Here is a 20332-nt window from a genome sequence, read left to right as displayed (position 1 = left end):
AAGGTAGTATTTATTTTATATAAGATTGTGGATCGAAAAAGGAGTTAATCAATGGTTAAAATTATGATTGTAGAAGATGATATGAAAATTGCAGAACTATTATCAACACATGTTGCGAAATACGGTTATGAAGGAATTATTGTAACGGATTTTCAAAATGTTCTAGACATTTTTTTAGACGAACAGCCAGAGTTAGTTTTATTAGATATTAATTTACCGAGTTTTGATGGGTACTATTGGTGTCGTCAAATTCGCGGAGTTTCTACATGTCCGATATTATTTATATCGGCTCGTGAAGGCACAATGGATCAAGTTATGGCGCTAGAAAACGGCGGCGATGATTTTATTTCAAAGCCCTTCCATTACGAGGTTGTAATGGCTAAAATTCGTAGTCATTTAAGACGTGCTTACGGAGATTATGCACCGAAAGTAGAAGAACGGATGGTTGAGCAACAAGGTCTTTGTTTATATCCGGAAAGGCTTGTGTTGAAGCTTAAGAATCAAGAGATTGATATAACGAGAAATGAAGCTATTTTATTAGAAATGTTAATGAAAAATTATCCACGTGTTGTGAGTAGAGAAGTGTTATTAAATAAATTATGGGATAGTGAATCTTATGTTGATGATAATACTTTAAGTGTAAATACAACTCGTGTGCGTAAAAAGTTAAAAACGTTACAGATAGAAGATGCAATTGAAACGATTCGTAGTGTCGGTTATAGACTACATATTACTTGGGATACTGGTATGGAAAAATGATAAGATTGTTTATTCGTGATCATATACCACTTATTTGTTTTACAGCCATCCAACTACTAGCCATATTTCTTGTATATTGGTTTGATGGACATAATCATATTTCAACAGCATTATATGCAATGTTTTTAGGTGCCTTCTTTATGGTAAGTTATTTAGTATTTCGTTACTTCACACATCGCACTTTCTATGAAAGGTTAGCAAATCCGTTGCACTCTTTGGATGATTCTGTTCAAAAATCAGATTTTGCAGTTGTATCTACTGCGCTTCAAGACTTGCTTGAGGTACAATATCGGCATTATCAAAATCAGCTCCAAATACAAGAGAGAAAAAATAATGATCATTTAACTTTTATGAATCAATGGATACATCAAATGAAAACACCTTTATCTGTAATAGAATTAATTACACAGGATGAAGTTGATCCACGTTTTGAAAGTATAAATGAGGAAACAGATAGGTTGAAAAAGGGGCTAGAGATGGCTCTGTATGTCGCGCGTTTAGAAGCATTTACACAAGATTTTTATGTGGAAAGAGTACAACTACATAAAATAGTAAATGATTCCGTGCATGAACATAAACGCTTCTTTATCCGGAATTTTGTATATCCACAGCTTGAAATTGATAAAGGTATTACTGTAGAAAGTGATGCGAAATGGTTACAATTTTTAATTGGACAAATACTATCGAATGCAATTAAATATTCATCAGGTAGTAGAGAAAAGATTAAAGTGCAAGCTTGTAAGGAAGGTAATAACGTTATACTTGAAATCGCCGATAATGGCGTAGGGATACCGAAGCAAGATTTACCAAGAGTGTTTAAACCTTTCTTCACAGGAGAAAATGGTAGAGATTTTAAAGAATCAACTGGTATGGGGCTCTATCTTGTATATGAAATTACGAAACAATTAGGACATAGTGTGGAAATCCATTCAGAAGTTGGTAAAGGTACCGTTGTACGAATTAAATTTTTTAATGTGTAAAAAGTAATCAAGGCTAAAGAACTTTGGAAATAAGTTTTTTAGCCTTATTCTGTATCTTTCATACATTTCCAGAATGAAAGATTATTTACATAAGAAAAACTAAGCGATACCGTTAAAGATAAAAGAGAGTTTTTTATTACCGGTTAATGGAAGGAGTGAATCAGAATAGATATTCGAAAAATGAAATATTTCATAACGGTGGCAGAAGAATTAAACTTTAGCCGTGCAGCAGAACGTCTTATGATGGCACAACCGCCTTTAAGCCAAGAAATTCGTAAATTAGAAGATGAATTAGGGGTCCAACTTTTTCATCGAACAAAGAGAATGGTTGAGCTTACCGATGCTGGGAAAATATTTTTAGAAGGTGCTAGGCAAACATTACTTCAAGTAGAAAGAACGATTAAAGAAACTCAGCTTGTAGAGGAAGGAAAAATCGGGCATTTAATCATCGGTTTTGTCGATTCTACAGAAACGGTTATAAACATATTAAAAACATTTCGAGAACGGTTTCCTAACATTCAGCTTATATTACGCGAGATGACAACAGACCAGCAAATAAAAGCACTTTATGAAAAACAAATTCATATTGGATTTATTCGTTCTAAGCAGAATAATGAAATATTGTTTTCCGAAGTTTGTTCTAAAGAACGTTTAAAATTGGTTTTATATGAAGACCACCCATTAGTTTCGTTACCTAATATTTCTATTAAAGAACTAGTAGATGAACCATTTGTTTTATTTCCTCGTCATTTCGGTACTAACTTTTATGATTTAATTATTAGTTACTTTTGGGAACATGGAGTAAGTTTAAATATTGTTCAAGAAGCAATTCAAATGCAGACGATTGTTAATTTAGTCGCAGCAGGAATGGGGATTTCTGTCGTTCCATCATCGGTGGAAAGTTATAAAAAATCGGGTGTCATGTATAAAGACATTCAGGAACATACACCGGAGATAAACTTATACGCTGGATGGAGACAAGATGAAAAGTCTGTCGTTCTCGAGAACTTCTTAGCAGTTGTTAGAGAGATTTATAAGACTTCACAACTTAAAGGCCCATCTTTATAGGATGGGCTGTGGGAAGTTGGCAAGAGGTGTTTATTTATAGGTAAAACTTACTCATGGTTCAACCTGTTTTGCTAGGATCATACTCAGCGAAACCTGTTAATACACTATCAATCTGATTCATAATTTCAGGTTGCAATTTAACACTAGTAGCAACTACGTTTTCTCTTATTTGTTCCGGATTTGAAGCACCAATAATTGCAGAAGAAACAGCTGGATTTTGTAACACCCAAGCAATTGCGAGTTGAGATAGGGTAAGGTTAATTTCTTGTGCAATAGGGTTAAGTTTCTGGATAGCAGTAAGTACATCATCACTCATCCAACGTTGCACCAGTTTGTCAAAAAACGGTTTTCCAGCATCCGAGTTAGCACGTGATTGAGCAGGGATTGGTTTACCTGGTTGATATTTTCCAGTGAGAATACCTTGTGCGAGGGGAGACCAAACCACTTGACCAAGTCCTTCACGTTGACATGTAGGTATTATGTCTGTTTCGATCACTCGCCACAACATCGAATATTGAGGTTGGCTAGCAATAAGAGGAATGTTCAATTCTCGGGCAAGTGCTGCACCGCGTGTGATTTGCTCCGATGTCCATTCACTTATACCTAAATAAAGGACTTTACCTTGTCTTACAAGATCTGAGAAAGCTAACATTGTTTCTTCAAGAGGAGTTGTTGTATCGAATCGATGTGCATAATAGACATCAATGTAGTCTGTATGTAGCCGTTGTAACGATGCATTACAATTTTCTATAATATGTTTTCGTGATAAACCTCGATCATTTTTTCCAGGTCCGGTCGGATGGCATACTTTTGTACAAAGTTCTATACTTTCTCGGCGTATTCCTTTCAAAGAGCGACCAAGTACTTCCTCGGCAATAGTGTCCGAATAAACATCAGCAGTATCGAATGTTGTAATACCGACATCTAGTGCGGCTTTCACACAATCATTTGCAGTATCTTCATTTACTTTTCCACCATGGTTTATCCAGTTTCCGTATGCAATCTTACTTACTGTTAATCCACTGTTTCCGAGTTTGCTAAATTCCATTGTAGAATCCCTCCTTAAAAATGATACCTTTATTATAAGAACTGAAATGTAGTATGTATAATATAAAATTAATCATAAATTTATATAAAAATTATATAAGAGGTAGTGCGTAGAAGTTTATTATTAGGGAAATCTAAAGGAGTAGTACAACAAGTGTAATGTATGCTTGTTTCATATGAAGTTAAGAAATGATAAATAGACCTAGAAGAAAGCAATCATTATAATAGCACATATAATTGCATTTACTCATACAGTACTATCATGGTACAATATGGTTATTAACGACGGAAAGGAATGATGGGTGGACGATGATTAACTAATCTTATTTTTAAATGTTGAAATGAAATAAATTTCAATTTCTAAAAAATAGGATTAGTCTGCCCAATTCCAAACAACGGTATTGCTATTTATGTTGCCCAATAGCTTATTTGGGTATAAATGATGTAACGACTAATCCTGCCAAATTTATTTGGGAGGATTTTTTTATTCTCCCTTAATGAAAGGGATCGGTATTATGAAAGAACTATTAAAATTAAATGATGTTTATGTTGAAATAAAGGAAAATACTTTGTTAGAGAAAATGAATGTGACAGTAAGACAAGGGGATATTATCGGATTAATTGGTAAAAACGGGGCTGGTAAATCAACGTTACTTCAATTAATAAATGGGAAGATTGAACCATCAAAAGGTACTGTTGAATGGATGCAAATGAATATGACAACAGCATATGTTGAACAAGAAAAAGAATCTTTTGTTAGTAAGGATATGATTGCAAAAGAAGCAGAGCTTCTTGCAAAATGGGGCGTGCCAACGAACGATTTTCTAACTTTAAGTGGTGGTGAAAAGCTAAAAGTTCGATTAGCAAAAGGATTTGCCGAAAATCCTAATGTTTTAATATTAGACGAACCGACAAATCATTTAGATGAGATGAGTACGGAATTTCTCATTAAACAAATTAAAAATATGAAAGGTACAGTTATCGTCGTATCGCATGATCGATATTTTTTAGATGTTGTCGCAACAAGAATATGGTCAATTGAGGATAAGAAATTAATTGACCATAGCGGGAATTATACAAGTTATATGAAAGCACGTGAGCAGAAAAGAATGACGCAGCAGCGTGAATATGAAAAACAACAAAAGAAGATTGAACAAGTAGAAACTCATATAAAAGAATTAAGTTCATGGTCACAAAAGGCACATGCGCAGTCTACAAAACAAGAAGGAGTTAAAGAATTTTATCGTGTAAAGGCGAAGCGAATGGACGCGCAAGTTAAATCGAAACGAAAGCGTCTTGAAAAAGAGCTGGAGAAAACGAAAGTAGAACGTGTGAAAGAGGATTATTCAGTTGAATTTTCTATTCAAGCGAGTAAAAAAGTAGGAAAACGTTTCTTAGAAGTAAAACAATTGCGGAAAGAATTTAATAGACGAATATTATTTGAAAACGTTAATTTTACAATTCAGCACGGTGAGAAGATTGCGATTATTGGACCAAACGGTAGCGGGAAAACAACTTTACTGAAGATGATAATGGGAAACGAAACTGCTGCAGGGGAAGTATGGATTTCACCATCTGCAAACATCGGTTATTTAACACAAGAAGTATTTGATTTACCACTTGATAAAACACCAGAAGATTTATTTTATAAAGAGACATTTGAAGGAAGAGGAAAAGTCCAAAATTTAATGAAACATTTAGGGTTCCAAGCTTCTCAATGGAAAGAGCCGATTCAGCATATGAGTATGGGTGAACGAGTAAAATGTAAGCTAATGGCTTATATTTTGGATGAAAAAGATGTACTTATTTTAGACGAACCAACGAATCACCTTGATCTTCCTTCACGTGAACAACTTGAAAATACATTAGCTGAGTACAACGGAACACTCGTTATCGTTTCCCACGATCGATATTTTCTAGAGAAAACAACTAACGCAAAACTTGTGTTTGTAAACAATACGATACAAAAGCAGCTCGAAGAACCTACGAAAACAAGAGATGAAATTGAAGAGCTACGTTTAACGCTAGAAACAGAGAGACAAGAAGTATTAGGTAAATTAAGCTTTTTAACTTCTAAAGACAAAGAATATAAAGAACTGGACGAACGGTTTATGGAGCTTACGAAGCAGATCAAGGCGCTTTAACGTAAATAAGGGGGATTAATATGGGAAAAGAGAGTTTGACTAAGTTATTTAAAATAGATTGTGGTGATATATACCTACAAGAGTTTACGGTCAAAGATGCAGAAAGTATTTATAAAATAGCAAATCAACCAGAAATAGAAAAGTTTTTACCCGACTGGAAATCAACGAAAGAACAACGAGTTAATTGGGTTACAAATGATGAAATACCAGAAAACAAAGCATTTCTTGATGCAGTGAGAACTACGACTAACACAGATGATCACATATTGAGGCTAGGAATATTTAAGAAAACCACAAATGAATTTGTTGGATGGTGCTGTACTGGTATGAAAGATGAACTCCCTGCACCGAATAGAGAAATTATGTATGCTATCTCAAATGAACATCAAAATCATGGCTATGCTACAAAAGCGACTAAAGGCTTAATTGACTATTTGTTTAAAGAAACAAATTTAAATGTCCTCAACGCAATCGCTTTAATTAACAATGTACCATCAAATAAAGTCATTAAAAAATGCGGGTTTACTTATTTGAGTGAACAGAAGATAGAAAATCAACTATATAATCATTATTTATTGAGTAAATCTGAATGGATAGAAAATATTTCTCTGTAAAAGGAATTAAAACGAAACCATTAAAAAGCTTAGAGCTAAAACTCTAAGCTTTTTTACATTCATTTTATACCTGTTAACATATGAAGGGTACAATTGTAAGGACTTCTTGATGAAATTGCTGTTCAACAAAATAGGGAGATCAAGCTGTACATGTGATAACCAGTTTAAAAAATCATTTATGAAAAGGGAATTGGAATATTTTGTCGAATTCGTGTATCAATGATAATACAAATTTCTTACTCAAATCATCCTACAAACGAATTACTTTAAGCTCAATTAGAAGAATGGAAGGGGAAAAATGGGGTGATATAAAGAAGAATTTGGTCTTAATCAACAAAAAATGCCGCTAAGTCTATTAAAGAGCTGCATATAAAACTTACGGTTGATTGCTAGTAAATTAAATCTTTAAGCCAGGAATTAGTTTAAATGAGGGAGGGGAACACATATTATTATTTGGTTTCGTCACTTACCACAAATAGGTATGGATTATTCAGAATGGACGCCGTTTATACAGAATGATTGGTACCAAAAACATTATATGAAGTTTGTATATTTATTTCAGATTATCATTTTTATGATACCTTATTTTTTTGAAACAAGTTTCACTCATATTAATATATTCTATCTTATCATAATAGGTATACTAGTCTTCATCATTCACGAATGTCTACACATTTTAGTAATAAGTAAAAAAGGGGATATTAGCTTAACATTTAGTGGGATATTCTTTTGGCTAAATACAAATGCAACCTTATCCAAAATTAGATTTTGGGTCTTTATGAGCTTGCCTGTTATTGCATTATCGGTAGTTCCTGCCATGATGTCTTTCTTTGTATCAGGAAATATTAAATCAATTTTATTATTTATATGTTGGATAAACACATTCATTTCCGCCTCAGATATTTACAATTCGTTTTTGATTGCAATGAAACCGAAGAACTCATTTTTTTGCAGAGGGTATTATCAAGTGAAATAGTATTTAATGGGTAACTCAAATATGCTTCAAATAATGCAATAGTTAAAAATATAATATTTGAAAGTAAAAAGACCGATAAAAAAATCGGTCTTTTGTTATTAATAAAATAAAGATTAGAAAATAGCATTGTAATTTAAACCAATATGCAAATATTATAAGATAGATATGCTTTGTTTATAGATTGAGAATAGGTTTGTTATCAGTTTTTTTAGAAATCTTACAAGCGTGTAAGATAAATGAAAGATGAATCAATATGAGCTGTAAGACAATTCATTTACACTCTATAGTGAGCAGTGGAAATGAAGGGAGAATAGAAATGGAAATTTTACAGGCAAAAAGTATTAGTAAAGTATATAAAGGGAAAGTACCTTATAAAGCATTATTAGATATTGATTTATCAATTCAAGAAGGTGAATTTGTAGGAATTATGGGTCCATCAGGTAGCGGGAAAACAACGTTATTGAATATGGTATCTACTATTGATTCTCCATCATCGGGAGAAATTATAATTAATGGTACAAATCCTTTTCAATTATCATCAGAAGAATTAGCGTTATTCCGCAGGAAAAAGCTAGGGTTTGTTTTCCAATCATTTAATCTTCTTAGCACACTTACTGTAAAAGAAAATATCGTATTGCCTATGACATTAGATGGTGTTTCTGTGCAAGAAATGAACAAACGAGTGGAAGAGATTGCAGAGAAATTAAGTATTACAGATATATTAAATAAACGAACATTTGAAATATCTGGAGGGCAAGCTCAGCGAACAGCAATCGCTCGTGCGATTGTTCATAAGCCGCAATTATTACTTGCGGATGAGCCAACAGGGAACTTGGATTCTAAATCTTCAAATGATGTAATGGAGATGCTCGATACGCTTAATAAAGAAGAAAAAGCAACGATGATGTTAGTGACACATGATCCGTATGCAGCGAGCTTTTGCAGCAGAGTAATTTTTATTAAAGATGGTCAACTATATAATGAAATTTATTGTGGCGAAAGCAGGCAAGCGTTTTATCAAAAAATTATGGATGTCCTTTCTTTGTTAGGAGGGAAAAGGCATGACTTTTCGTCAGTTCGCATGTAATAATATTTTTCGTAATAAGCGTACATATGCAGCTCATTTTTTGAGTAGTGCATTTTCTATTATGATTTTCTTCACGTATGCTCTTTTATTATTTCACCCTGATTTACAAGGGGAATTAAAATCGACAAGTGCAACAATAAGTGCATACGGTACATTGGGATTTTCAGTTTCGCAAGGCTTGATTTTTGTATTTTCATTTTTCTTCATTCTATATTCAGTCAGTTCATTTTTAAAGACGCGTAAGAAAGAATTTGGCATATTAATGATGCAAGGTATGTCAATGAGACAACTTAAGAAGTTATTGTTAATTGAAAATATGTTAATTGGACTTGGTTCAATTTGTATAGGGATTTTCATTGGACTCATATTTTCTAAACTAGTCTTATTGATAAGCGCAAGTGTATTAATGATTAATAATGGTTTACCTTTTTATATACCAGTGCAGGCTGTATTTTTAACAGTTATCACATTCCTTTTCTTGTTTTTAATCGTTTCACTTTTTACATTTAAAATGGTAAAAGTAACAGAACTTGTGGAACTTATTCAAGCGGAGGAAAAGCCAAAACCTGAACCGAAATCTTCAATTTTATTATCACTATTTTCTTTAATTAGTATAGGATATGGATATTTTTCAGTATTTCGTTTCATCCCAAGTTCCAATTTTATTACGCTTGGAATAGGTGTGATTCTAGTAATTATAGGAACGTACTTTTTATATACACAGTGTAGCGTTTATATATTGCATCTTGCGAAAAAGAGTGAATCTTTCTTTTTAAAGAGAACAAATATATTAACATTTTCTGAATTAATTTACCGTATGAAAGATAATGCAACGATGTTTTTTATAGTATCTATTGTTTCAGCAGTTGCATTTACAGCGATTGGTACAACAGCTGCAATTGGAAATAGGGATTTGGTAAGGATGACAAATCCGTATACCTTTTTGTATGGAAGTTTTGAAAACGACAAAGTATTAAATAAAAATCTTTCTATTATAAAAAAACACCTTTCTGATGCTAATATTCCGTATCGAATGGCTTCATTTTCAGATATTTACACAGAAAGTGGCGTACAAGTAATGAAGTTAAGTGAATATAACGATCTTGCTAAAGCACTAGGTTATCAACAAGAAACAATCGAAAAAGAAGATGAAATTTTATTAATTCCTGGAGTCGTAGCACAAAAACAAGAATTTAAAAATGGCGAGTATAAAAAGAATATAGAAGTCATTCAAGGTGACTGGACAAAGACATTTCATGTGAAAAAAGCTGTAGAAAATTTAGTTTTACCACATGATTCTAGAACTATTTATATCGCTGTTCAAGATCAGGTATATGATGGAATACCTTTTACTAGTGATCCAGTTAATCAAGATAGTCCATTTCGTACTTACGGATTTGTTGTAGACGATTGGATGAAAACGAAGAAAATTTCAAACGAATTAATTAGTACATTCGAGAAAGATATGAGAGAAGGTAATTTCCAATTTCGAGCTTTAACTATAGACTTGTTAAGTGCAAAGCAAACGAATGGGCTATTACTTATGGCATGTGTTCTAGTCGGAATCGTCTTCTTTACATTTGCTGCTAGTTTCATTTATTTCCGATTATATACAGATTTGGACCGTGATCAGCAGCAATATAAAATGATTTCGAAAATGGGATTAAGTAAACGAGAATTAAAAAAAGTTGTAACGAGACAGTTAGTATTAATGTTCTTCTTACCAATTATTGTTGCAGTAATTCATACTGTAGTTGCTTATATGGCATTACAACAATTAGTAGACTTTTCAATTTTAAATAGTTCTATCATGATTTTAATTTCATTTATATGTATACAAGTTTTATATTTCTTTATAACCCGTTGGCGTTATCTGCAAAAGCTGTATAAGGTTATGGAGCAATAGAGTATAGTAGCTTGTAAGACTACACAAAAGTACGTAAAAAAATGAACTGTATGATGAAAGGAAACGCGATGAGAAGAACTTTAACTATTTTTATGTTAACGATAGTACCTTTAATAAGTTTTAGTGCATGCACTAAAAAGGAAAATCCATTTCCTGCAAACGGTTTATTAATCATTGGGGATGAGAATAAAACTTCGCCAATTATTAATCGTTATCAAGAAATTACAAAAGAAAATGAAGTGTTTTCTGTGAAAAAAGGTAAAATTAGAAATGGCCAAGTATTAATTTTAAATGAATCTACCGCACAAGCATTAATTAAAGCAAAAGTTTTTCGCAAACGAGATAATGGCTCCAATTATATATCTATAAATAAGTTACCGCAATTCCCGAAAGAGGGTTCGTTACTGTTTGCACAAGAAGACGAAAAGAATTTGAAAAGTATTGAATTAGAAGGAAAAGAGATTCCTGTTAAATATGATAGTGACGCTTGGATAGGTAATACGCGGAAATATCCAACTCAATGGTATGTAATGGTAACAAGAAATAGTTTGTATAAGGAAATAAAAGCAAATGAAACGAATATGCAACTTCTACATCTGAAAAAGTATTTAGGTGATGAAAAACCTAAAATGTCGACAGATAATACATTAGTTAATGAAAATGTTAAAGCAAAAAAGCTAATTAAAGGTTTGGAAGGAGAAGTATCTTTTCAGTTTGTAACAATTGAAGAAAAATCTTAAAAAAGAGTTCGAGGTTGATAGAAACTTTATCAACCTTGAACTCTTTTTAGTTTATAGGCCCGTTTATTACATTACTTCATTTAAATGAGTCTCATTCGTTTCTTCAATAGCATTTGAATGTTGAATTGAATTATTTTGAGCTTCCTTTTCTTTACGTACTTTTTGTAGCATTTCAAGGATGATCCATAAAGGAACACCTTTATCCTTTAACATCTTCCATAAATCTAATTCGTTAAATTTATGCTCAGGCTGTTTCATGTCTTTTTCAGATGAACGAATATCGAATTTGATAGGATCATTTGCTTTCTTACCTTCAAGTTTAGTAGAAGAGATAGTATTATGCTCAAGATTAGATGGAGCTATTTTAGTAGGTTGAGATAATGTATGAATGTTTGATCCGATTTGCATGCTTTTCCCTCCTTTTTAAGCATTGAAATTATTTTTCTTATGATTTTTAAATCCTTATATCATGAGGAAACTATAACTAATTATAAATTCAAATAATCAGATTTACAAGTTGTATTGTAAAAAGTAATTGTTAACTTGAATTAATATTTATCAACATTTGTGTATGTTTTCTATATATACAATGTATATAAAATACTTTACATTATGTTTAAGTTATAAACTAATTGTGTTTTTCTTTTTTATAGAAAAATGTAAACGTTTTATTAGGGGGAGGAATCATGGGGAAATTATTATTAAAAATATGTTTATTTGCAATAGGGACTGTGTTTTTATTCACAGCAAAAACAATTTACGCTGAAGAGAGGCAACAAAATAATTACCCTATCATATTAGTGAATGGATTTGCTGGGTGGGGTAGAGAAGAAATGTTAGGGGTTAAATATTGGGGTGGTGTTCATGATATACAGGAAGATTTGAAACGCAATGGTTATACGGTACATACCGCAGCTGTTGGACCTGTTTCTAGCAACTGGGATCGTGCATGTGAATTATATGCGCAAATTAACGGCGGTACAGTAGACTACGGTGCTGCACATGCTGAGAAACATGGACATAATCGTTTTGGCAGAACTTATAGTGGTTTCACGCCGAATTGGAATGAAACAAATAAAGTACATTTAGTTGGGCATAGCATGGGTGGACAAACGATTAGAACATTAGTACAGCTATTAAAAGAAGGCAGTTTTGAAGAAAAAAACCATGTGAAAAATTACCCGAACACCAAAATATCACCACTATTTGAGGGCGAGAAATCATACGTTCATAGTGTTACAACATTAGCAACTCCTCACAATGGGACAACACTTGCTGATGGTAGTCTTCTACTGCCGTTCGTTAAAGATTTACTCATTACAGCTGCAAGTTTTGGAGGAAACAATAATTTATCGTTATATGATTTTAAATTGGATCAATGGGGTATAAAGAAGAATACTGGAGAGTCTTTTTTCCAATATACTGATCGCATCCTAAATAGTTCACTTTGGAAAAATACAAAAGATATAAGTCAATGGGATTTAAGTACAGATGGTGCAAAGGAGCTCAATAATTGGGTAAAGACGCAATCAGATGTTTATTACTTATCTTATAGTGGACATGCATCACAAGCGGCACCTATAACAGGTTTACATCTGCCTCATATAACGATGAATAAAGTGTTAATGGGTAATGCATTTTTCTTAGGTTCCTATGCAAGATATGAAGAAAATCGTCCATTAGTTGATACTTCTTGGTGGCAAAATGACGGTGTAGTAAATACAAATTCTATGATTGCACCCTCTTCTAATACTGCTGTAAATAGTAATGAGTCCTTACAGATTGGAAAATGGAATCATATAGAAACGAAAGCAAATTGGGACCATCTTGATATGGTAGGACTTAGTGTTTCAGACACGTTAGGTTTTTCTAGCATTCAAGAGTTTTATAGAACAATTGCAGAAAAGATATCAAGATTACCGAAATAGGTAATAATAAAGCGCTCTCGATGGAATTCGAGGGCGCTTTATATTATATTGAAAGAGGGATATGGTAGAAAAATATGGGGGGATATTATGAAAATTCAAGTTGTATTATCAGGATATGGAACAGTAGGCAGAGAATTTATAAAATTATTAAACGAAAAATATTCATATATATATAAAACATATGGGATTCATTTAGTTGTAAGTGGCGTATTAGGGAGAAATATTGCAATACATAATGAAGATGGCTTATCTATTCACCATTTATTGATGTATGGTGGCGGTACCGCTGCAATTGAAAAATATTTAGAGTATCATCCGAAGGAACGTGCAACAAATGGGATAAATGGTACTGTATTAGTAGAATCAACTGTTACCAATCTTAAAGATGGAAATCCAGGGAAACAATATATGAAACAAGCGATTGAGAAACAAATGGATATAGTTGCAATTTCAAAAGGCGCACTTGTTACAAACTGGAAAGAAATAAATGAAGCAGCAAAGCAGGCAAATGTACGAATTCGATATAGCGGTGCAACTGCTGCGGCATTACCGACACTTGATATTGGTCAATTTAGTTTAGCTGGTTGCCATATTGAAAAAATAGAAGGAATATTAAACGGGACTACAAATTATATTCTTTCGAAAATGAATGAGGAAGATATTACGTTTGAAGAAGCACTGAAAGAAGCACAAAGTAAAGGAATTGCTGAGACAGACCCTATATTAGATGTAAGTGGTTCAGATAGTGCGTGTAAATTGTTACTTTTGACAAACAGCTTAATGGAAACAGAGAAAACACTTACTGATATACATATAAAAGGAATCGAGCACGTTACAAAACAGCAAATACGAAATGCTAAGGAACAACATAAAATTATTAAATTAATAGCATCAATATATAAGGATGAAGGTGGCAATGTGAATTTAAATGTTGAACCGCGCGAAATAGAAAAAGATCATCCGTTAGCAAAAGTAAATGGGACCGAAAAAGGAATTACGTTCTTTACAGATACGATGGGACAAGTTACTACAATTGGCGGGGCTTCTAATCCAAGAGGCGCAGCAGCTGCAGCTTTAAAAGATGTAATTAACTTATATCGAAAAGATTTGTAAGACCGTACCGCCCTTTATAAAAAATACATATGTAGTGGACCTTTTGAGAATGAAATAAATATGCAAAAATAATTGCAGGGGGTAAGGAATTGTTTAAGGATTTTAAAGTTGTTAAAGATCGTCCTGTTTATATTCAATTGAAAGATTATTTAAAAAAGATGATCATGAAAGGGCATTTGCTTGGAAATCAAAAAATTCCATCAACGAGGGAACTAAGTGATTTACTAAGTGTGAGCAGAAATACTGTACTCGCTGCTTATGCGGATTTAGAGCAAGAAGGACTCATTTATGCAGTTAAAGGAAAAGGTAATTTTGTTGCGAAGGTCGATATATCGAACACTTCGTCTGTTGAAATAGATTGGAAAAATAAACTTGATACGATTACCTTATTAGCGGATGAATTAGATTTAATGAAACATGGTGTTCGCTGGGAAAAAGGAATGATTGTTTTTAATAGTATAGCCCCGGATGAGAAGCTATTTGATGTTGAAAATTTCAAAAGAGCTTTTCTTACTCGTATGTCCATTGAAGGGGATGTCGTATTAAACTACGGATACGCAAAGGGATATAGACCGTTAATGAATTATTTACTTCATTACATGGAAATGAAAGGTGTAGACACTTCTAATAAAGATATTCTAATTACAAATGGATTTACAGAAGGATTGGATATTGTACTCTCTTCTTTATCAAAAAAATCCGGGCGTGTCATTTGTGAGAATCCAACTCACCACGCTGCACTAAAGCTGTTCCGCTTACATGGACTTGATGTTCATGGGATTGATATGGATGAGGATGGTATTAATACGAATGAAGCTGAAAAAAGCTTACGTGAAAAAGAGTTTGATTTTGCGTATTTAATTCCTTCTTATCATAATCCTACCGGTATTGTTACGAGTTCAGAGAAAAGAACAGAATTGATGAGGTTATTCTCGAAATATAAGGTTCCTATTATAGAGGACGGATTTAATGAAGAATTACGTTATTCAGGTTCACATTTAGCTCCCTTATTAACTTTTGCTGGAGCTGGAAATAATGTGATTTATATTAGTAGCTTTTCAAAGGTACTTTTCCCTGGTTTACGTGTAGGTTGGATTATTGCGGATAAAGAGCTGATTCATTATTTAGAAAGTGTAAAAAGAGCAAGAACGATTCACACATCTACATTAGATCAAGCTGTTCTATTTCAATATTTACATGAAGGATATTTTGAAAAATATTTAAAAAAGGCAAGATCTGTTTATAAGAAAAAATATGAGTTAGCTGTCGGCGCGTGTAATCAGTACATTCCTTTCAAAAGAATGACTGGAGATGGTGGACTTCATTTATTTATAGAGCTAGAAGAGCATATGAATGCCCGCACACTTTTACAAAAGTGTTATGAGAAAGGCGTTACGTTTTCACCTGGAGATGTGTTTTACTCTGATGGAGAAGGAGCGAACACTTTCCGATTAGGATTTTCACGCTTGAAAGAAGAAGAAATAGTTCGAGGAATTAAAATCATTGGTGATACATTAAAAAATGAAATTTGGAGTTGAGAAAATGAAAATTGGTGTTATTATGGGCGGGGTATCGTCTGAAAAACAAGTTTCAATTATGACAGGGAATGAAATGATTGCTCATTTAGATAAAAATAAGTATGAAATAGTCCCAATTACATTAAATGAAAAAATGGATTTAATTGAAAAAGCGAAAGACATTGACTTTGCGTTGCTCGCATTACACGGAAAATACGGAGAAGATGGGACAGTTCAAGGAACACTGGAGAGTTTAGGGATTCCTTATAGCGGAAGTAATATGTTATCTAGCAGTATATGTATGGATAAAAATATTTCGAAAAAGATTTTACGTTATGAAGGTGTAGAAACACCAGATTGGATTGAACTTACAAAAATGGAGGATCTAAAGCTTGATGAGTTAGATAAGTTAGGATTTCCATTAGTGGTAAAGCCAAACTCTGGCGGATCGAGTGTCGGGGTGAAAATCGTTTACAATAAAAATGAATTGTTCTCAATGCTAGAAACTGTATTCGAATGGGATTCGGAAGTAGTAATTGAGAAGTATATAAAAGGTGATGAAATTACATGTTCTATTCTGGATGGAAAACAGTTACCTATAGTTTCAATTCGACATGCAGCCGAGTTCTTTGACTACAATGCAAAATATGATGATACTAGTACAGTTGAGGAAGTTATCGAACTTCCAGCAGAAATTAATGAACGTGTAAATAAAGCGTCACTTGCTTGTTATAAAGCATTAAAATGTAGTGTTTATGCAAGAGTTGATATGATGGTGAAGGACGGAATTCCATATGTAATGGAAATTAATACATTACCAGGGATGACACAATCAAGTTTATTGCCAAAAAGTGCAGAAGCAGCGGGAATTAGTTATAGCAAACTATTAGATATGATTATTGAAACTTCATTTAGAGTAAGAAAAGAAGAAGGATTTTAAGTAGCGGTAGCATGAATACTTTTGACAGTAACATGAAGTATGTTATGATGAATACAATACGAAAATTAAATATTTATCCACTAGGGGGGCCTATTATAGGCTGAGATCAAATGAAAATTTGAGACTCTTAGTACCTGATCTGGTTAATGCTAGCGTAGGGAAGTGGAAAGACATTGCTATTTTATGAATAAATACTGTCAATTTCACTTTCTTTACGCCTGTAAAGAAAGTTTTTTGTTTTATAGATTTAATAATTGTGGGTAGATACTTAAATTTTATACATAATTGGAGGGATTTAAATGACTTTTTCACAATCATTACGTAAAGAAGTAGATTCAATTTGGGAAGCTAGTTTTAATCATCCTTTTGTAAAAAAACTTGGTGAAGGAACGTTAGATTTAGCGAGTTTTCGTTATTATGTGCTTCAAGATTCTTATTATTTGAGTCACTTTGCTAGAGTACAAACTTTAGGAGCTGCAAAAGCACTGGAATTAGAAACGACAGCTCGTATGGCACACCATGCTCAAAATACATATGAAGCGGAATTATCCTTACATGAGAATTTTGCGAAGAAACTAGGGATTACACAAGAAGAAAAAGATAATTTTATCCCTGCTCCAACTGCATACGCATATACTTCACATATGTATCGTGCTGCGTATGAAGGACATTTAGGCGATATCATTGCAGCAATTTTACCTTGTTATTGGTTGTATTATGAAATTGGTGAGCGTTTAAAAGGGTGTCAACCAGAAGAGCCGATTTATAACGAATGGATTTCTGCTTATGGATCTGATTGGTTCCGCACATTAGTTGAAGAGCAAATTACACGATTAGATGCAATAGCTGAAAAAGTAACAGAGGCAGACCGAAATCGAATGAAACAACATTTTATTATTAGCAGTCAATATGAATATTCATTTTGGGAAATGGCTTATACATTAGAAAAGTGGCCAGTGAATACTGCAGTGAAAAATGTAATAGGATAAAGTGAAGAGGTATTGCTATTCGCAGGTATGAATAATACTTATATATATGATTTCACAAAAGAAGTATCGAAAAAAGACGCATTAATCTAAGTGCGTCTTTTTTCAATTTATAAAAATGAGCCCAAGGAAAAAATAACCTAAAAATAGGTATATGAACAAGGTGCATCATCTAGTGATAAGTCATACTTTGTTGGTGTATGCATTGAACTTAGTTTATAGCGCTATTTCTACTTAGATATAACGAACAGAAATATAGGGAAGCATTGATGAGGTTATATTTTATAAACGGAGGTTATGAAAATGAATCAGTTTCAACAAGAACTACAAGCGTTAAGCCTTAATGATTACCGGTCTGGAAATATTGTGTATTGGGACCAGCAAAACCAATATCCATATTACTATATTGAAGATGCAGTTCGTCGCTGTGGCGGCTGTGGCGGTTGTGGTCGTTGTGGCGGTTGTGGTGGAGGTCGTTGTGGAGGATTCCGTTGTGGAGGATTCCGTTGTGTTGGTTGCTTTGGTTGTTTTGGTTGTGGCGGTTGTGGTGGCTGTGGTGGTTGCTCTAATTGTTTTAATGGTACTTCTGATACTACTGGTACCATTGTAACATATGAATATTGATTACATTTATCAATTAAAAAACATTAGCTTTATATAGGTATATGGCGACAAAGAATATAGCCATCGCTAATGGATATATTCAATCATTCAAGTGAAAGAGTAACTATTAGATATATAGGTGTAAATCAAGATGAGATAGATAAAGCAATGATTAGATTTAAAATCTAATCATTGCTTTTTTCTTATGGTTTTACCATCAAATGTCTGTCTAATTTAAGGATTGATTTCTTTTAGTTAGTGTGTAGCTCATCAAATTATTACAACTGTGTAAGGTTAATGTAATGTTAATCGATAGTAAATTAAGGTGCTTGAGTGTATTTTAAATAAGATTAAAAAATACTGATTATCTATAGAATATTGGGTAAATAATATTTAATTAGGAAGTGTATTAAAATGATTGAATTTAAATCTATTATCCATTCGTACAAACTAAAGAGAAAAATAGCTAAGGATTTATACGGAAAAAGAGATGAATTGACAATGTTATTAAATGAACTTAATAACATGAAATGTACTGTAACATCTGAAAAAAAGAAAAATAATCTATTATCTCGTTTACAATTCATTTATCAAAATATGAAAATAGATAAGCAGTATCCTCTTCCAGTTGTGTTTAATAATAAATTATTGGAGCGAGTAGAAAAAGAATCTCTACATACTATTGAGGATGGTGTAACATGTCTACATTTCATGTTAGATATGAATTATGAGAAAATAAAACAATATGGATCGAGTACAAGTAGGTCATTTGTTCCATTATCGCAGTCTTCCATTTGTCTTGCGGATTGTATTTGTTTAACAGGATTTGTATTAGGTTTACTAGGAGCAATTTCAATTGGAGGATTCATGTTATCTATATGTTCAATTACATAGTTGATATTTGTAAGGAGAGCACCGACTTAAGGTGTTCTTTTTTAGTTTTATTGTAAAGTTATTGTATTGAAATAAAGATTTTAGGGGTGCTGTATAAGCGATTAAATGTCATTCTATTAGTTTGGTATTCTATTTTGCTTATAAATAATTTTAATCAATTAGGACATCAATTCCAAAAGGATATAAACCAACAGGAATGGTAGCAATGACAGAGTTAGTGTTGGTATTAATAACAGATACATTATTTGAGTTTCGATTTGCAACAAAAATCGTACTAGATGGAACCTCAGTTGGACCGGTAGCACCCACTGCACCCGTTGGTCCAGTGAAACCAGTAGATCCAGTCGGTAGTGTGAATGGTGGGATAGGTGGTAAAGTCGGACCGATTAAACTAGGATTGAGAGCAACGGAAGATAAGAACTCATTCATCATATTTCACCTCTAATAAAAACGTATTATTAATAGTAAATGTAGATGTCGAACAAGGTGAAACGGACTAGTGAGGAATTAGGCAATGAAATTTCATAAAAGCGTTATTGAGTAACAAATAAAAAGAGCGCATTATTATATGCACTCTTGGTAAGGTAGGTAAATGTCTCATGAGATATAAAAAATTCGAAAATCGTAATCAGATTTTCACGAGTGAATTTTTAATATTGTATGCCTTACTTGGAATAATGGAGCCTGTCATGAAAGAAAAAAGAGCGCCGTGGGAGAAAGGCGCTCTTTGACTAAGGAGTATATAGAAAATGATTAATAATGAATCATGATTATTGTATGTGAGGTTTTTATATGCAATCAAAAAGAGCACACATATGAGCATGCTCTTCGATACGAAAGGTAGATCTCTATGAGCGGAGAGACTACATACAATATCGTATGTTTGTTTCTTTTAAATGTGAAGAAAAAATCAACAAAAGGTCAACGAAAACTCAATAAAAATTCAACAAAAACGCTATTTGTGCGACACGTTTCCCTATAAGTGTATAAACACGAAATGGGAGGGTTATCAATTTGATGACAACAACGG

General features: G+C 33.0%; 19 protein-coding genes, 1 pseudogene and 1 riboswitch. Of the genes and pseudogenes, 17 read left to right on the top strand and 3 right to left on the bottom strand.

Features of this window, described 5'->3' with window-relative positions:
* The first annotated feature begins 51 nt into the window (after positions 1–51).
* The 3 genes from KVT31_RS26265 to KVT31_RS26255 all read left to right on the top strand — a co-directional run bounded on the left by KVT31_RS26265 (position 52) and on the right by KVT31_RS26255 (position 2807).
* Positions 52–759, top strand: coding sequence for a response regulator transcription factor (locus KVT31_RS26265; RefSeq protein ID WP_088096457.1), 708 nt, complete (start codon positions 52–54; stop codon positions 757–759).
* A complete protein-coding gene (locus tag KVT31_RS26260; RefSeq protein WP_098342408.1) occupies positions 756–1739 on the top strand; it encodes a sensor histidine kinase in 984 nt (327 codons plus the stop codon). The genes KVT31_RS26265 and KVT31_RS26260 overlap by 4 nt, the downstream gene beginning before the upstream one ends.
* Before the next feature lie 165 nt (positions 1740–1904).
* Entirely contained in the window at positions 1905–2807 is a 903-nt protein-coding gene (locus KVT31_RS26255) for a LysR family transcriptional regulator (protein WP_088096459.1), read from the top strand.
* 58 nt (positions 2808–2865) lie between these two features.
* On the opposite strand, the gene KVT31_RS26250 is transcribed toward KVT31_RS26255, so the two are convergent.
* The gene (locus KVT31_RS26250; protein ID WP_088096460.1) at positions 2866–3855 is read right to left on the bottom strand and encodes an aldo/keto reductase family protein; all 990 of its coding nucleotides are present in this window, start codon (positions 3853–3855) and stop codon (positions 2866–2868) included.
* 514 nt (positions 3856–4369) lie between these two features.
* On the opposite strand from KVT31_RS26250, the gene abc-f reads away from it, so the two are divergent.
* The 6 genes from abc-f to KVT31_RS26220 all read left to right on the top strand — a co-directional run bounded on the left by abc-f (position 4370) and on the right by KVT31_RS26220 (position 11321).
* A complete protein-coding gene (gene abc-f, locus KVT31_RS26245) occupies positions 4370–5998 on the top strand; it encodes a ribosomal protection-like ABC-F family protein (protein WP_088096476.1) in 1629 nt (542 codons plus the stop codon).
* Positions 5999–6018: 20 nt separating this feature from the next.
* Positions 6019–6612 (top strand): GNAT family N-acetyltransferase, encoded by a 594-nt coding sequence (locus tag KVT31_RS26240; RefSeq protein ID WP_088096461.1) that lies wholly within the window; start codon positions 6019–6021, stop codon positions 6610–6612.
* A gap of 481 nt (positions 6613–7093) precedes the next feature.
* Positions 7094–7588: a DUF3267 domain-containing protein gene (locus KVT31_RS26235; protein ID WP_088096462.1), complete on the top strand. Its 495-nt coding sequence runs from the start codon at positions 7094–7096 to the stop codon at positions 7586–7588.
* Positions 7589–7904: 316 nt separating this feature from the next.
* Positions 7905–8675, top strand: a complete 771-nt coding sequence (locus tag KVT31_RS26230) for an ABC transporter ATP-binding protein (protein ID WP_088096463.1) — start codon at positions 7905–7907, stop codon at positions 8673–8675.
* On the top strand, positions 8650–10581 hold the full coding sequence (locus tag KVT31_RS26225; RefSeq protein WP_088096464.1) for an ABC transporter permease: 1932 nt from the start codon (positions 8650–8652) through the stop codon (positions 10579–10581). The genes KVT31_RS26230 and KVT31_RS26225 overlap by 26 nt, the downstream gene beginning before the upstream one ends.
* A gap of 68 nt (positions 10582–10649) precedes the next feature.
* On the top strand, positions 10650–11321 hold the full coding sequence (locus tag KVT31_RS26220) for a lipoprotein BA_5634 family protein (protein ID WP_088096477.1): 672 nt from the start codon (positions 10650–10652) through the stop codon (positions 11319–11321).
* A 66-nt stretch (positions 11322–11387) separates the two neighbouring features.
* Here KVT31_RS26220 and KVT31_RS26215 read toward each other — a convergent pair whose 3' ends face one another.
* Positions 11388–11729 (bottom strand): DUF3914 domain-containing protein, encoded by a 342-nt coding sequence (locus tag KVT31_RS26215; RefSeq protein ID WP_088096465.1) that lies wholly within the window; start codon positions 11727–11729, stop codon positions 11388–11390.
* Positions 11730–12007: 278 nt separating this feature from the next.
* On the opposite strand from KVT31_RS26215, the gene KVT31_RS26210 reads away from it, so the two are divergent.
* The 8 genes and pseudogenes from KVT31_RS26210 (at position 12008) to KVT31_RS26175 (ending at position 19302) form a co-directional block, all read left to right on the top strand.
* On the top strand, positions 12008–13249 hold the full coding sequence (locus tag KVT31_RS26210) for an esterase/lipase family protein (RefSeq protein ID WP_088096466.1): 1242 nt from the start codon (positions 12008–12010) through the stop codon (positions 13247–13249).
* Between the two features lie 87 nt (positions 13250–13336).
* Positions 13337–14362 (top strand): homoserine dehydrogenase, encoded by a 1026-nt coding sequence (locus KVT31_RS26205; protein WP_088096467.1) that lies wholly within the window; start codon positions 13337–13339, stop codon positions 14360–14362.
* A gap of 89 nt (positions 14363–14451) precedes the next feature.
* Entirely contained in the window at positions 14452–15900 is a 1449-nt protein-coding gene (gene pdxR, locus KVT31_RS26200; protein WP_088096468.1) for a MocR-like pyridoxine biosynthesis transcription factor PdxR, read from the top strand.
* A gap of 4 nt (positions 15901–15904) precedes the next feature.
* Positions 15905–16819, top strand: coding sequence for a D-alanine--D-alanine ligase (locus KVT31_RS26195; RefSeq protein ID WP_088096478.1), 915 nt, complete (start codon positions 15905–15907; stop codon positions 16817–16819).
* 72 nt (positions 16820–16891) lie between these two features.
* Positions 16892–16997: riboswitch (TPP riboswitch) on the top strand.
* 121 nt (positions 16998–17118) lie between these two features.
* Positions 17119–17808, top strand: a complete 690-nt coding sequence (tenA, locus tag KVT31_RS26190; RefSeq protein WP_088096469.1) for a thiaminase II — start codon at positions 17119–17121, stop codon at positions 17806–17808.
* A gap of 300 nt (positions 17809–18108) precedes the next feature.
* Positions 18109–18429 (top strand): heterocycloanthracin/sonorensin family bacteriocin, encoded by a 321-nt coding sequence (locus KVT31_RS26185; RefSeq protein WP_140392465.1) that lies wholly within the window; start codon positions 18109–18111, stop codon positions 18427–18429.
* A 38-nt stretch (positions 18430–18467) separates the two neighbouring features.
* A pseudogene (locus KVT31_RS26180) lies at positions 18468–18597 on the top strand (site-specific integrase); the annotation flags it as partial.
* 225 nt (positions 18598–18822) lie between these two features.
* Complete coding sequence (locus tag KVT31_RS26175) at positions 18823–19302, top strand: homoserine dehydrogenase (RefSeq protein WP_170930139.1); 480 nt, start codon at positions 18823–18825, stop codon at positions 19300–19302.
* 150 nt (positions 19303–19452) lie between these two features.
* On the opposite strand, the gene KVT31_RS26170 is transcribed toward KVT31_RS26175, so the two are convergent.
* Positions 19453–19731, bottom strand: coding sequence for a YncE family protein (locus tag KVT31_RS26170; protein WP_088096479.1), 279 nt, complete (start codon positions 19729–19731; stop codon positions 19453–19455).
* Positions 19732–20332 lie beyond the last annotated feature (601 nt).

It is taken from the genome of Bacillus sp. GbtcB14 (assembly GCF_019091205.1).
Taxonomy (GTDB): domain Bacteria; phylum Bacillota; class Bacilli; order Bacillales; family Bacillaceae_G; genus Bacillus_A; species Bacillus_A cereus_AG.
This window is presented reverse-complemented; position numbering and strand designations above follow the sequence as displayed.

Bases quoted from the DNA above. Each gene is read 5' to 3' on its own strand.
- KVT31_RS26265 (WP_088096457.1), top strand. From the start codon at position 52: ATGGTTAAAATTATGATTGTAGAAGATGATATGAAAATTGCAGAACTA.
- KVT31_RS26260 (WP_098342408.1), top strand. From the start codon at position 756: ATGATAAGATTGTTTATTCGTGATCATATACCACTTATTTGTTTTACA.
- KVT31_RS26250 (WP_088096460.1), bottom strand. From the start codon at position 3,855: ATGGAATTTAGCAAACTCGGAAACAGTGGATTAACAGTAAGTAAGATT.
- abc-f (WP_088096476.1), top strand. From the start codon at position 4,370: ATGAAAGAACTATTAAAATTAAATGATGTTTATGTTGAAATAAAGGAA.
- KVT31_RS26240 (WP_088096461.1), top strand. From the start codon at position 6,019: ATGGGAAAAGAGAGTTTGACTAAGTTATTTAAAATAGATTGTGGTGAT.
- KVT31_RS26235 (WP_088096462.1), top strand. From the start codon at position 7,094: ATGGATTATTCAGAATGGACGCCGTTTATACAGAATGATTGGTACCAA.
- KVT31_RS26230 (WP_088096463.1), top strand. From the start codon at position 7,905: ATGGAAATTTTACAGGCAAAAAGTATTAGTAAAGTATATAAAGGGAAA.
- KVT31_RS26225 (WP_088096464.1), top strand. From the start codon at position 8,650: ATGACTTTTCGTCAGTTCGCATGTAATAATATTTTTCGTAATAAGCGT.
- KVT31_RS26220 (WP_088096477.1), top strand. From the start codon at position 10,650: ATGAGAAGAACTTTAACTATTTTTATGTTAACGATAGTACCTTTAATA.
- KVT31_RS26215 (WP_088096465.1), bottom strand. From the start codon at position 11,729: ATGCAAATCGGATCAAACATTCATACATTATCTCAACCTACTAAAATA.
- KVT31_RS26210 (WP_088096466.1), top strand. From the start codon at position 12,008: ATGGGGAAATTATTATTAAAAATATGTTTATTTGCAATAGGGACTGTG.
- KVT31_RS26205 (WP_088096467.1), top strand. From the start codon at position 13,337: ATGAAAATTCAAGTTGTATTATCAGGATATGGAACAGTAGGCAGAGAA.
- KVT31_RS26195 (WP_088096478.1), top strand. From the start codon at position 15,905: ATGAAAATTGGTGTTATTATGGGCGGGGTATCGTCTGAAAAACAAGTT.
- tenA (WP_088096469.1), top strand. From the start codon at position 17,119: ATGACTTTTTCACAATCATTACGTAAAGAAGTAGATTCAATTTGGGAA.
- KVT31_RS26185 (WP_140392465.1), top strand. From the start codon at position 18,109: ATGAATCAGTTTCAACAAGAACTACAAGCGTTAAGCCTTAATGATTAC.
- KVT31_RS26175 (WP_170930139.1), top strand. From the start codon at position 18,823: ATGATTGAATTTAAATCTATTATCCATTCGTACAAACTAAAGAGAAAA.
- KVT31_RS26170 (WP_088096479.1), bottom strand. From the start codon at position 19,731: ATGAATGAGTTCTTATCTTCCGTTGCTCTCAATCCTAGTTTAATCGGT.